General features: G+C 56.0%; 10 protein-coding genes. 5 read left to right on the top strand and 5 right to left on the bottom strand.

Annotated features, from left to right (window positions below):
• Nucleotides 1-6: 6 nt before the first annotated feature.
• Both betA and pptA read left to right on the top strand, forming a co-directional pair.
• Nucleotides 7-1,692 carry a choline dehydrogenase gene (gene betA, locus HX778_RS16120; RefSeq protein WP_176982524.1) on the top strand — a complete coding sequence of 562 codons (1,686 nt, stop codon included), beginning with the start codon at nt 7-9 and terminating at the stop codon, nt 1,690-1,692.
• A 102-nt stretch (nt 1,693-1,794) separates the two neighbouring features.
• A complete protein-coding gene (gene pptA, locus HX778_RS16125) occupies nt 1,795-2,025 on the top strand; it encodes a tautomerase PptA (RefSeq protein WP_038472275.1) in 231 nt (76 codons plus the stop codon).
• A 26-nt stretch (nt 2,026-2,051) separates the two neighbouring features.
• Here pptA and HX778_RS16130 read toward each other — a convergent pair whose 3' ends face one another.
• The 4 genes from HX778_RS16130 to tyrP all read right to left on the bottom strand — a co-directional run bounded on the left by HX778_RS16130 (nt 2,052) and on the right by tyrP (nt 7,291).
• Nucleotides 2,052-2,546 carry an ATP-binding protein gene (locus HX778_RS16130; protein ID WP_176982525.1) on the bottom strand — a complete coding sequence of 165 codons (495 nt, stop codon included), beginning with the start codon at nt 2,544-2,546 and terminating at the stop codon, nt 2,052-2,054.
• Nucleotides 2,547-2,647: 101 nt separating this feature from the next.
• Nucleotides 2,648-3,745: an ABC transporter substrate-binding protein gene (locus HX778_RS16135; protein WP_176982526.1), complete on the bottom strand. Its 1,098-nt coding sequence runs from the start codon at nt 3,743-3,745 to the stop codon at nt 2,648-2,650.
• Nucleotide 3,746: 1 nt separating this feature from the next.
• Nucleotides 3,747-5,888: a TonB-dependent siderophore receptor gene (locus HX778_RS16140; RefSeq protein ID WP_038472281.1), complete on the bottom strand. Its 2,142-nt coding sequence runs from the start codon at nt 5,886-5,888 to the stop codon at nt 3,747-3,749.
• Between the two features lie 191 nt (nt 5,889-6,079).
• A complete protein-coding gene (tyrP, locus tag HX778_RS16145) occupies nt 6,080-7,291 on the bottom strand; it encodes a tyrosine transporter TyrP (RefSeq protein WP_038472283.1) in 1,212 nt (403 codons plus the stop codon).
• A 246-nt stretch (nt 7,292-7,537) separates the two neighbouring features.
• Between tyrP and HX778_RS16150 the strand changes: the two genes are divergently transcribed.
• Nucleotides 7,538-8,647, top strand: coding sequence for an ABC transporter substrate-binding protein (locus HX778_RS16150; RefSeq protein WP_176982527.1), 1,110 nt, complete (start codon nt 7,538-7,540; stop codon nt 8,645-8,647).
• A gap of 121 nt (nt 8,648-8,768) precedes the next feature.
• Here HX778_RS16150 and HX778_RS16155 read toward each other — a convergent pair whose 3' ends face one another.
• Nucleotides 8,769-10,466: an NAD-dependent malic enzyme gene (locus HX778_RS16155; RefSeq protein ID WP_038472287.1), complete on the bottom strand. Its 1,698-nt coding sequence runs from the start codon at nt 10,464-10,466 to the stop codon at nt 8,769-8,771.
• A gap of 222 nt (nt 10,467-10,688) precedes the next feature.
• Between HX778_RS16155 and HX778_RS16160 the strand changes: the two genes are divergently transcribed.
• Entirely contained in the window at nt 10,689-11,612 is a 924-nt protein-coding gene (locus HX778_RS16160) for an aminoimidazole riboside kinase (protein WP_176982528.1), read from the top strand.
• A gap of 154 nt (nt 11,613-11,766) precedes the next feature.
• On the top strand, nt 11,767-13,284 hold the full coding sequence (locus HX778_RS16165; protein ID WP_038472292.1) for a carbohydrate porin: 1,518 nt from the start codon (nt 11,767-11,769) through the stop codon (nt 13,282-13,284).
• The last annotated feature ends 23 nt before the right edge of the window (nt 13,285-13,307 follow it).

Consider the following 13,307-nt stretch of genomic DNA (forward strand, 5'->3'; position numbering starts at 1 on the left):
GGATGAATGGAATTTGATTACATCATTATTGGAGCTGGTTCCGCAGGTAATGTTTTAGCTGCACGTTTAACGGAAGATCCCGACACCACCGTCCTGCTGCTTGAGGCCGGCGGCCCGGATTACCGCTTTGATTTTCGCACTCAAATGCCTGCAGCGCTGGCATTTCCGCTGCAGGGTAAGCGCTATAACTGGGCGTATGAAACCGACCCGGAGCCGTTTATGAATAACCGCCGCATGGAGTGCGGGCGCGGCAAAGGGCTGGGCGGCTCATCCCTGATTAACGGCATGTGCTACATCCGTGGCAACGCGATGGATCTCGACAACTGGGCGTCGATGCCGGGGCTGGAGAACTGGAGCTATCTGGACTGCCTGCCGTACTACCGTAAAGCGGAAACCCGCGATATCGGGCCGAACGATTACCACGGCGGCGAAGGCCCGGTGTCCGTCACTACGCCTAAGCAGGGTAACAATCCGCTGTTTCACGCGATGATCGAGGCGGGCGTCGAGGCGGGCTATCCGCGTACCGACGATCTGAACGGTTACCAGCAGGAAGGCTTCGGGCCGATGGACCGCACCGTGACGCCAAAAGGCCGCCGCGCCAGCACCGCCCGTGGCTATCTCGATGAGGCAAAGAAGCGTGAAAACCTGACCATCGTGACGCATGCCACCACCGACCGCATCATCTTTGATAATTTGCGCGCGGTTGGCGTGGAATATCTGGTGAACGACAGCCCCGTGCATTCCGTGGCGAAAGCACGTAAAGAAGTTCTGCTGAGCGCAGGCGCGATTGCTTCGCCGCAGATCCTGCAGCGTTCCGGGGTAGGTGATGCCGAATTCCTGGCAAGCCTGGAAATCCCAGTGGTTCACGACTTACCGGGCGTAGGCGAGAACCTTCAGGATCACCTGGAAATGTACCTGCAGTACGAATGCAAAGAGCCGGTGTCGCTTTACCCGGCGCTGCAATGGTACAACCAGCCCAAAATCGGCGCGGAGTGGCTGTTTAACGGCACCGGCGTTGGCGCGAGTAACCAGTTTGAAGCGGGCGGGTTTATCCGCAGCCGCGAAGAGTTCAGATGGCCGAACATTCAGTACCACTTCCTGCCGGTGGCGATTAACTACAACGGCTCGAACGCGCTGAAAGAGCACGGCTTCCAGTGCCACGTGGGGTCTATGCGTTCCCCAAGCCGGGGCCGCGTGAAGCTGAAATCGCGCGATCCGCACGAGCACCCAGGCATTCTGTTCAACTACATGTCTCACGAACAGGACTGGCAGGAGTTCCGCGACGCCATTCGTATTACCCGCGAGATCATGCAGCAGCCTGCGCTGGATAAATACCGTGGGCGCGAAATCAGTCCGGGTCTTGACTGTCAGACGGACGAACAGCTGGATGAGTTTGTGCGTAACCATGCGGAAACCGCGTTCCACCCGTGCGGCAGCTGTAAAATGGGCCACGACGAAATGGCCGTGGTGGACGAGCAGGGCCGGGTTCACGGCCTGCAGGGGCTGCGTGTGGTCGATGCTTCCATCATGCCGCAAATCATCACCGGCAACCTGAACGCCACCACCATTATGATTGGCGAAAAAATTGCCGATGCTATTCGCGGCAAGGCCGCGCTGCCGCGCAGCACCGCCAGCTATTACAAAGCGGAACAGGCACCGGTGAGAAAAGAGCCGGTTCGCAAAATTCAGTAACCATTAAAGGCCAGTAAAACTGGCCTTTCTTTTGCCCGGCGCTTGCCCGATCCCCTTGTGAAGCAGTAAAACTACTGCTCAACAACAAAAAGGAGAATCACCGTGCCGCATATCGAAATCAAATGTTTCCCACGTGACCTTACCGAAGAGCAAAAGCAGGCCGTTGCCAGCGAAATGTGTGACGTGCTGAAAAAGCACTTCGGCTCGAAGGACGAATCGCTGTCCGTGGCGCTAAAGATGATTGAACAGTCGCGCTGGAAAGAAGAAGTCTGGGACACCCAGATCGCGCCCGAGATGGACGCGCTGCTTAAGAAGCCGGGCTACAGTCTGTAAGTGAGATAAAAGGTGACAATGTCACCTTATGCATAGCGGATTATCGTAAAACCTTCGCTTTCATCCGGCGCAACGGAGTAGCGGGTAATCAAATCAAACTGCGCGTCCGTAGCGGCAAAATCGTGAGTTCCGCTGCTGTTGCGGGCGCGCAATCTCTCCCGACAAACGTCATCAGGCACGTCCAGATAGTGCAGGCGGTTATCCACCCCAGCCTGGTCAATCAGCGTTTTCATCCACTGCCGGTTTGCCAGCGTATTGGCTGGGAAATCGAGCACCACCGACAGCCCGCTCCTCAACAGGGAAACGAGATGCGGCGTCAGCGCGTTTTTCAGCTTGCCGGAGCACGCCACGTAGTCCGCCACGCTCTGCATCTGCTCGCCATAAAGCGCGGCAAGCCAGCTGTCTTCACTGACCAGAATGGTGCTGGGCGCTGCCATAAGCTTTGCGCTTAGCGTGGATTTACCGGCGGCGATTTTGCCGCAAAGCAGGTGAAGAGTGGGTTTATCGGGGAAAGTCGACATCAATACCTCAGGGTCAGAAACATGTCTGCACTAATCTCTACCTGCGGGGCGACAGATACAACTGGTAAAAATGGCGGGCCAGGCGTTGACCCGCCCAGGCTTTACTTCAGCTTCGTCCAGTAAGTTCCCGCTTCCTTCACCGTCAGGAACTGCTGGTTCATTTCATCCAGCGTTTGCTGCGGATCCATATCCTCAAACAGCTGAGGGTGGAAGGTTTTGGCAAAGAACTCAACGTCCAGCAGGTGCCACGGCGAGAGATAAAAATTGTGCCATATCGCCAGCGCTTTACCGCTGTGAACCGCGTTCAGGTTGGAAACCACTTTCTGCTGCCCAAGAACTTGCGCGAAACTTTGCTGAGCCTGAGCCGCCGAAACCTCGGAGCCAAGCTGTAGCCTGCCTTTTTGATCCGGCCCGGCGCTGCCGGTCGCAATGTAAATATCCGGGTTAACCGTCAGCAGCGCCTCTGGGGAAATTTTGCCGTAAACGCCGGGGAAGCGGCTCGCGGCAATATTATCCCCTCCAGCAAAGGCCAGCAGATCGGCAAGATTTCCACGCCCGACGGTGGTACAGCAGTCGCTTTTATCCCCTAAATGCAGCTGCAGCATTACCGTGGGCTTAACGGGTTTAGCGTCCGCTAAGCGTTGGGCAATTTTCTCCATATGCTGCCGATAAAAGGCGATAAACTTCTCCGTTTTCGGCTGGTCGTTGAGCGCTTCGCCAAGAATACGCAGGCTCGGGACGGTGTTATTCAGCTGATCGACGCGGAAATCGACATAGATAACCGGGATATGCGCCTGCGTCAGCTGGTTTAGAAAGCTGTCGTGATTGCTCTCTTTTTTGGCGTAGATCGGCAAAATCACCAGGTCCGGATGCAGGGCGATAACTTTTTCGACGCTTATCTGCGAGAAGTTATTGTTGCCGATAATCGGGATATTGCCGATCTCCGGGAAGGCCGCCGTATAGCGGTTCCAGGTCTGCGGGTCCAGACGCTGTAGATCCGCAGGCCAGCCGACTACGCGCTTCGCCGGGTTACCGTCTTCTACCAGCGCAAGGGTGTAGATCATCCGGCTTTCGCCGACGACAAGGCGCCGCGGGTTATCCGGCACCTCAACCTTACGCTGCAGAATATCGGTAATCGTTTTGGCCTGACTGCCGGCGCTGAGCGCCAGCAGGGCCGCCAGTAACAGCGACTTTCTCATCTCAGAAATCCACGCTGGCGGAGAGGTAAACGGTGCGAGGCTCGCCTTCGATAACGCGCAGGTTACCGGCGCTGGATTCATAGTACTCGCGGTCAAACAGGTTTTTGACGTTCAGCTTCAGCTCGGTGTTTTTGCCAACCAGCTTGCTGTCCCAGGCAATGAACGCATCCGCCACGGTGTAAGCCGGCATGGTGAAGCTGTTTTCCGGGTCACCCGCACGGCTGCCAACATAGCGTCCGCCGCCGCCCAGGCGTAATTCACCCGGCAGCCAGGAGAAACGCAGGGTATGGCTGAGGTAGAGGCCGCCCATGGTCGTCGGGGCGTTCACCAGACGGTTGCCGACGTTTACCGGGTTGATATCGTCTTCGACGATCTCGGTTTTGTCGTAGCTGTAGTTCGCCGTCAGGTTCCAGTCCTCGGCAATTTCGCCGTTGAGCTCTAATTCTGCGCCGGTAGAGCGCGCTTTCGGGATGTTGCGCGTAACGCCATTGATAAACACCGACATGTCTTTTTCATCAATGCGGTAGAGCGCCAGGCTGCTGGTAAGGCGTGGTGACATTTGCCATTTCGCGCCCACTTCCCAGGTGGTGCCTTTTTCGGTGGAGGCGACGTTGCCGTTATCGTCGGTCTGTGTCGAGGGCGTAAATGATTTGCTGTAGCTGCCGTACAGCGAAACGTCCGGAATGATTTTGTACACCAGGCCCATTTGCGGCAGAAAGGCATCGCCTCTGTCTTCAAGCGTGGTTTGCGGCTTTACCCAGCCCGAGCTGGAAGTTTGAGTGTAGCGCTGCAGGCGGCCACCCAGCACGGCTATCCACTGGTCGGTCAGATGAATGCTGTCTTTCGCAAACACGGAGCGGCTGTAGAGATTAGTGCGCAGGTTACTGTTGGCGTCGCTGTAGGTGCTGCTGTTGGTTACCGGCGCTTCGCCGTACACCGGGTTATTCATATTGAAGGTTTTTGACACCTTCCCACGGTACGAATACTTTTTGTAGGTTTCGTTTTGCTCGTAGTCCGCGCCCAGCGTGATGTCGTGGGTCATCCCCAGCAGTTCCGGACTGCCGTTAATATCCCATGACGCGTAATCGGTCTGATGGTTAAAGCCGCGGTTGGCGTCCGCGCGGCGGGAGACGATACCGCTGTTTGGATCGACCGCCGTGGCGCGCACTTCGTTGCTGTCGTAGCGGCGCTGCATCCAGGCGTAGTTCAGGTTGGTTTCCCAGGTGTCATCCAGCTTGTACGAGTAATTGGTCGTCAGGCGTTTGTTCTTGCCCCAGGCGTGGTTGGCGTAATCGTCGATGCGGCGATCGTAAGGGATGTTCAGCGGTTTGCCGTTGATAAACGCCGTGCCGCGGTCATAAGGAATGTCGAACTTATATTCCACGTAGCTGATGTTGAAGGAGGCTTTATCGCCGTACCAGCTCAGGGACGGGGCAATCAACGTGTGTTCATCGGTGCCAAAGTTGCGCCAGTAGTCTTCGTGCTGGCGTTCAGCCACCAGGCGGAAGGCGAAACCGTTGCCGAGCGGGCCAGTCACGTCGACCATGCCGGAACCACCGCCGTTACTGCTGCTTGTGCCGCTGACGTGGGTGTTCCAGGTGTACTGCGGTTTCTTGCTGACGAGGTTAATTACGCCGCCGGGGTTCAGGATGCCGTAGAGCAGGGAGGCCGAGCCTTTCAACACTTCAACATGATCGATGCTGGAGTCCATCGCCAGGCCCTGATTGCTGCGCACGCCGTCGATAAACACCGAGCCGTCGCTGTTCGAACCAAACCCGCGTTTGACAAAGCCGTCCTCGATGCCGCCGAGGGTATTACTCTGCGCGACGCCGCTGACGAACTTCATCGCGTCGTTGACCGAAGTGACCGCGTAATCGTCAATCACCTGAGGTGTGACAACGCTAACGGACTGCGGAATTTCGCTGCGCGGCGTTTTGCTGCGCGAGGCGATGGCAGAGTCATCCTGGGTATAGCTGGTTGACGAGCCGTCCGGGTTAGCGTTGGCCACGACCGTCAGCGTGTCTTCTTTGGGCTTATCGGCCGCAAAAGCCGGGGCACCCACGATGAAGGTTGAAATGATTAATAATTTTGAATTAAGAAGCGCCTGGCGAACGAAAGTAGAACCAAATGAAATGCGAGTCATGTTGTTTATTGTCTGTGCTGAAGCGATTTTATAATGGGAATTAAGATGATAATGACAATAATTAGCATTTACAATATTAACTCTGCTTACATAATTACTGGTTTTTTATCCAAAATCCTGATGATTTAGCGGGGAATAAGCAGGAAAAGAGGGGATCGCGGGACGAGCGTCCCGCGTGAATGCGAAGGGGGTTATCCGACTTCCGGCAGCAGGCCAACGGCAATCAGACCCTGAATCACGATAACCGCGATACCGCAGGCGAAGACCAGCGCGAGCAGGGGTTTGCCGCCCGCAACTCGCCAGGCTGCATCGACGTGCTGCTTACGGCTCTGCCACACCAGCATGGAAGGCACCAGCAGGGCAAGCACCGCCAGCGCAACGCCCGCATAGCCCAGCGCCATCACAAAGCCCTGCGGGTAAAACAGCGCAAAGACCAGCGGCGGCAGGAAGGTCATCAGCCCGGTTTGCAGGCGGCCAGAAGCCTTGCGGTTGCGGGCAAAGAGGTCACCCAGGTAGTCGAACAGCCCCAGGGAAACACCAAGGAACGACGTGGCTAGCGCGAAATCGGCAAACAGATGCACCGCCAGCTCCACGTGCGGGGTGGCCACAACCTGACGAACAACCTGCAGGAATCCGTTAAGTCCCGAGTGTTCGGCCATCAGCCCGGTAAAGGTAGCGGAGTCAATCGCGCCGAGGGTGGCGAGCTGCCAGAAGATATAGGCCACCAGCGGAATGGCGCTGCCGACGATAAACACCCAGCGCAGCTTACGAATATTGCCGTTCATGTAGCTAACGATGCTCGGCACGCTGCCGTGGAAGCCAAAAGAGGTGAAAATTACCGGAATAGCGGAGAGCGCCAGCCCTTTTTCAATCGGCATCGTCAGCAGGTTGGTATGATGAATATGCGGCATCATCAGCGCCAGCATCACCACCAGTAAAATGATTTTGGCGCTAAACAACACGCGGTTAAACATGTCCACCATGTGAGTGCCGACGCAGACAATCCCGCCCGCGACCAGGGTAAACATTAATACGCCGGAGGTGGCTGAAATTGAGGTCGAAAGCCATTGACTCAGGCTTGCGGCCAGCAGTTCACCCGCCCCGCTGATGTAGGCCGCCGTAAGAGCGTACATCAGGAACAGCATGCTAAAACCGGTTAACCACTGCCCGGGGCGACCAAGATAGCGCCGGGCGAGGGTGCCAAGGCCGGTGTCCGCAGAGACGTGCTGATAAACTTCAACCAGCAGCAGCGCGGTATAACACATCAATGCCCAAAGGCCGACGAGCATCAGCAGCGTGACGCCAAAACCTACCCCCGCCGAAGCCAGCGGCATCGCCAGCATTCCTGCGCCAATTGTGGTTCCCGCCACGATGAAAACACTGCCAAGAGTCCTGTTCTTCACGCTTCCCTCTGAATTTACGAAGAGCTGTATGCAATTATTCCGCGCAGGGTAAGGGAAAATCTCAGGTGCGTCAAATGAGGATTACGGTGTGTGTATCGTTATGTTTACAATCCAAATGGAGTTTAAGTGACGTTGTCACGTAATAAAATTAAACCAATGAGCGCTTGCCATGCCGGGGAGAATTAAGGCTTTATTAATATAAATAGTAATAATAACTAATCTCTTTCTCATGGAGAGCATCAATCAATGAAAGCAAATTTTGTCCTGACAGGGTTACTGCTCGCTTCGGCAGGCTGCGGTGCAACAACGTATCCCATCACGGTTACCGACATGGATAACCAGCGCATTACTATCGAAAAAGAACCGCAGCACGTCATTTTGCAGGACGGACGCGACATTCTTTCCCTCGCACTGCTCGACCGCGAAGATCCGTTCAAGCGCGTCGTGGCCTGGAATAACCTGCCGAAAAAGCAGGATACCCAAACCTGGGACGTACTGAAGCGCAAATGGCCAGAGGCCACGAAGATTATTGATATGGGCTTTAGCGATCAGGGCGAGGTTAACCTTGAGAGCGTGCTGGCCCAGCAGCCGGACATCATGATTGCGCAACTGCGAGCCAAGCCCGCGCTGGAGCAAACCGGCGTCATTAAGTCACTTAAGAAACTGAATATTCCCGTAGTGTTTGTTGATTATGAGCTGCACCCGGTGGAAAACACCGCGAACAGCGTGAAGCTGCTCGGCACCGTGCTTAATCAGGAAAAACGAGCGAAAGAGTACACCGATTATTATCAGCAGCACCTGACCCATATCCAGCAGGTTACCGCCGACGTTAAAAATAAACCGACCGTATTTATTGAGCCGATTGCCGGCAACACCGAAAACTGCTGTTTCACCCACGGGCATAACGGTTGGGGGGCGCTGGTCGAAGCCGTAGGCGGGAAGAATATTGGCTCTACGCTGCTGCCGGGCAGCGCAGGGTTTGTGTCGATGGAGCAGATAATCGCCATGAAGCCTGACGTCTATATTATGTCTGGCTCCAAACGCCCGAACCCAAGCGTACTGCCGTTTGGCTATGGCGGCACGCCGCAGGAAGTGAATGCGACCTTTGATAAGCTGCTGGCTCGTACCACGTTCCAGAGCATTGAGCCGGTAAAAGAGGGCAAAGTGTATGGCGTTTACCACCACTTCTATAATCACCCGTATAACATCATCGGGATGGAGATTTTAGCCAAAGACCTGTATCCGCAAAAATTGCAGGATCTTGACCCTACGGCGGATTACCACCAGATAATTACGCAGTTTACGCAGATTCCTGACGATCCGATTCTGTTGAGCTATTCGTATAAGAAACCGTGATTTCAAGAACCGCAGGCATCCCTCCGCCGCTTTCCGTGCTTTGTGGACTTCATTAAAGCGCGGAATCAAAAGTAAAAAACCCGCCAAAAGGCGGGTTTGAAAGGCTTTCACGATGACTTCGTTAAATAGACGTCCGGCGGTAATCGCGGTATTCCGGCTGCCAGAAGTTCTCATCAATCGCCTGCTTCAGGGCTTCGGCAGACGTCACCACCGCCACGCCTTGCTGCTGGGCAATTTTCGCCACCGCAAAAGCGATCGCACGGGACACTTTCTGGATATCCTTCAGCTCAGGCAGCACCATGCCTTCACCGTCGTTCAGCAGCGGAGAGTGCTGCGCCAGGGACTCGCTGGCCGCCATCAGCATTTCGTCGGTAATGCGTGACGCACCGGAGGCAATCACCCCCAGGCCAATGCCCGGGAAGATGTAGGCGTTGTTACACTGGGCGATAGGATAGGTTTTGTCTTTCCAGCTCACCGGCGCAAACGGGCTGCCGGTGGCCACCAGCGCGGCGCCGTCGGTCCAGGTGATGATATCCTGCGGAGTTGCTTCCACGCGGGAGGTTGGGTTGGACAGCGGCATCACGATTGGGCGGGCACAGTGCTTGTGCATTTCGCGGATGATCTCTTCGGTGAACAGGCCGGTCTGGCCAGAAACGCCGATAAGAATATTTGGCTTCGCGTTACGCACCACGTCCAGCAGCGAAATCGCTTCGTTTTCCAGATCCCACGCAGACAGGCTTTCGCGACTCTGCACCAGTTTAGTCTGGAAGGAGAGCAGGTTAGGCATGTTGTCGGTCAGCAGGCCGAAGCGGTCGACCATGAACACGTTGCTGCGGGCGGCTTCTTCGCTCAGCCCTTCGCGCTGCATCTGAGCGATGATTTGCTCGGCGATGCCACAGCCTGCAGAGCCTGCGCCCAGGAAGACGATTTTCTGCTGGTTGAGCTGGCTGCCTGCCGCACGGCTGGCGGCGATCAGCGTGCCGACGGTTACCGCCGCGGTGCCCTGAATGTCGTCGTTAAACGAACAGATTTCGTCCCGGTAACGGGTCAGCAGCGGCATGGCGTTTTTCTGCGCGAAGTCTTCGAACTGCAGCAGCACGTCCGGCCAGCGGTGGCGCACGGCCTGAATAAATTCATCCACGAATTCGTAGTAGTCGTCGCCGGTAATACGCGGGTGGCGAGAGCCCATATACAGCGGGTCATTCAGCAGTTGCTGATTATTGGTCCCTACGTCCAGCACCACCGGCAGGGTGTAAGCCGGGCTGATGCCGCCACAGGCGGTGTAGAGCGAAAGCTTACCGATCGGAATGCCCATGCCGCCGATGCCCTGGTCGCCGAGGCCGAGAATACGCTCGCCGTCGGTCACCACGATCACTTTAATGTTGTGGTTAGGCACGTTCTGCAGGATATCGTCCATGTGGTGACGATTTTCATAGTTGATGAACACGCCACGGGAACGACGATAAATTTCGGAGAAGCGTTCGCAGGCCGCGCCGACGGTCGGGGTGTAAATCACCGGCATCATCTCTTCCAGATGATTTTCGACCAGGCGGTAGAACAGCGTTTCGTTGGTGTCCTGAATGTTGCGCAGGTAGATGTGCTTGTCGATTTCGGTTTTGAAGCCCTGGTATTGGATCCAGGCGCGTTCCGCTTGTTCTTCGATGGTTTCAACCACTTCCGGCAGCAGGCCAAGCAGGTTGAAGTTACGGCGCTCTTCGATGCTGAAAGCGCTGCCTTTGTTCAGCAGGGGGAATTCAAGTAAAACGGGTCCGGCGTAAGGGATGTAAAGCGAACGATGTTTTTTAGGTTTGATGTCCATGTGCATACTCTTTTTTCGACGTAACGTCTTGCCAATAAGGCTCATTCGGTGAGTTGTCGCGCGATATTATGGCACAGCGGTTTGGCATCTGACACAGTCAGACTAAGAACTTTGGTTACACAAGTCCCCCAAATCATCAGTAATTTTGTTTCAGCGTGTTCTCTGAGTGTGCTTAAATAGCTAAACCAGTTTAGCAAAATTTAGCTTGAGAATGGAGATACCATGAGCGTACAGGTTTGGGTTCTTGGAGACGCGGTTGTCGACCTGCTTCCGGACGGCAACGGCCGACTATTGCAATGCCCGGGTGGCGCGCCGGCCAACGTCGCCGTAGGCATTGCTCGCCTCGGCGGCAGCAGCGGATTTATCGGCCGCGTAGGGGACGATCCCTTTGGTCGCTTTATGCGGCAAACCCTTAAAGACGAAAACGTAAACATCGATTTTATGCGTCTGGATGCAGACCATAGAACCTCCACCGTGGTGGTCGATCTTGACGAGCACGGCGAACGAACGTTCACCTTTATGGTTCGTCCCGGCGCGGATTTATTCCTTGAATCGGGCGATATCCCGTCCTTCAGGCACCACCAGTGGCTGCACGTCTGCTCGATAGCCCTTAGCGCAGAGCCCAGCCGAAGCACCACGTTTTCAGCGATGGAGCAGATTAAAAAAGCCGGCGGCCAGGTGAGCTTTGACCCCAATATCCGCCCCGATCTGTGGCACAACGCCGCCGAGCTTCAGGCATGCCTGATCAGAGCCTTGCTGCTGGCCGATGTCGTGAAGCTTTCCGTCGAAGAGCTTATTTTTATCAGCGGCAAAGCTGACCTTCGGGAAGGTATTACCGAGCTGGCCGGTCGCTATCAGATGAGCCTCCTGCTGGTGACGCAGGGCAAGGATGGCGTGCTGGTCTACTACCGGGGGGAAATCTATCACTTTGACGCCAGGCCCGTAGTTTGCGTGGACACCACCGGCGCGGGTGATGCCTTCGTCGCCGGGCTGCTCAGCGGCCTGGCGGCTCAGGGATTACCCGAAAGCGAACGGCAGCTGGCCGAGATTGTCGCTCAGGCGCAGCTTTGCGGCGCGCTGGCGACGACGGCGAAAGGCGCGATGACCGCCTTACCGCGTCGCGAGGAAGTCGAGCAGTCGCTGTAGCCGGGTAAAATATATTCTGATTGTCGTGCCTGTCACATTTACTAAATCGGTTTAGCCAAATTCATTGCTTTCAGCATTCAGGCCTGGTTACCCTTTTTTGACTAAACCGGTTTAGCAAAATAACTGACATTAGCCTCTCAGGGACACGACGAACATGTATCAGAAAAGCAAACTGGCGGTGATGATAGCGCTGCTGGTCGGCACGGCCTCCGTACAGGCCGCCACGGATTTAAGCAGCATCGAATCACGCCTTGCGGCGATGGAACAGCGATTACAGGATGCGGAAAGCCGCGCACAGGCGGCCGAGAAACGCGCAACCGTGGCTGAAAACAAAGCTCAACAGCTCGCTTCCCAACAGCAACAAACTCAGGCGACGACCAAAGAAGTTGCTGAACGCACCGCCAGGCTGGAATCTAAAGCGGATAAACAAAATGGCTTTGAGTTCCACGGGTACGCGCGTTCAGGCCTGCTAATGAACGATTCTGCTTCCAGCAGCAAAAGCGGCCCTTATTTAACCCCCGCAGGGGAAACCGGCGGCGCGGTAGGGCGCCTGGGTAACGAAGCGGATACCTACGTTGAGCTAAATCTGGAGCATCGCCAGACGCTCGACAACGGCACAACCACCCGCTTTAAGGCCATGCTGGCTGACGGGCAAAAAACCTATAACGACTGGTCGGCAGACTCAAGCGACCTGAACATTCGCCAGGCTTTTGCCGAGCTGGGCAATCTGCCCGGTTTCGACGGCCCGCTTAAAGGCAGTACCTGGTGGGCAGGTAAGCGCTTTGACCGGGACAACTTCGACATTCACTGGCTCGACTCGGACGTGGTGTTCCTCGCGGGTACCGGCGGCGGCGTGTATGACGTGAAATGGAATGACGGCCTGCGCAGTAACTTTGCGGTCTATGGCCGTAACTTCGGCAACCTCGAGGACACCGGCAACACCGTCCAGAACTATATGCTGACCATGAATCACTTTGCCGGGCCGTTCCAGCTGATGGTGACGGGGCTGCGGGCGAAAGACAACGACGACCGCAAAGATGCAAACGGCGATCTGATTCAAAAAGAAGCGGCGAATACCGGCGTGCATACCCTGGTGGGGCTGCATAATGACAGTTTCTACGGCCTGCGCGAAGGTAGCGCCAAAACCGCGCTGCTTTACGGCCACGGCCTTGGGGCAGAGGTAAAGGGCATTGGCTCAGACGGCGCGCTGCTGTCGGAGGCAAATACCTGGCGCTTTGCGAGCTTTGGCGTGACGCCTATTGGCGGCGGCTGGCATATTGCCCCGGCATTGCTGGCACAAAGCAGTAAAGATCGCTACGTGAAGGGCGACAGCTATCAGTGGGCGACGGTCAACGCGCGGCTTATTAAAGAGGTGACGCAAAACTTTGCCCTGGCCTTCGAGGGCAGCTATCAGTACATGGATCTTAAACCTGAAGGTTACAAAGACCGCAACGCGGTCAACGGCAGCTTCTACAAGCTTACTTTCGCCCCAACGCTGAAGGCCGGCAGCATCGGCGACTTCTTCAGCCGCCCGGAACTGCGCCTGTTTGCCACCTGGATGGACTGGAGCAGCAAGCTGGACAAATACGCCGGCAATGACGCCTTCGGCAGCAGCGGCTTTAACGCCGGCGGAGAATGGAACTTTGGCGTTCAGATGGAAACCTGGTTTTAACGAACTTGCCTCCCGCCGCGGCG

Origin of the sequence: Cedecea sp. P7760 (assembly GCF_013386425.1) — a bacterium.
Lineage (GTDB): Bacteria > Pseudomonadota > Gammaproteobacteria > Enterobacterales > Enterobacteriaceae > Cedecea > Cedecea selenatireducens.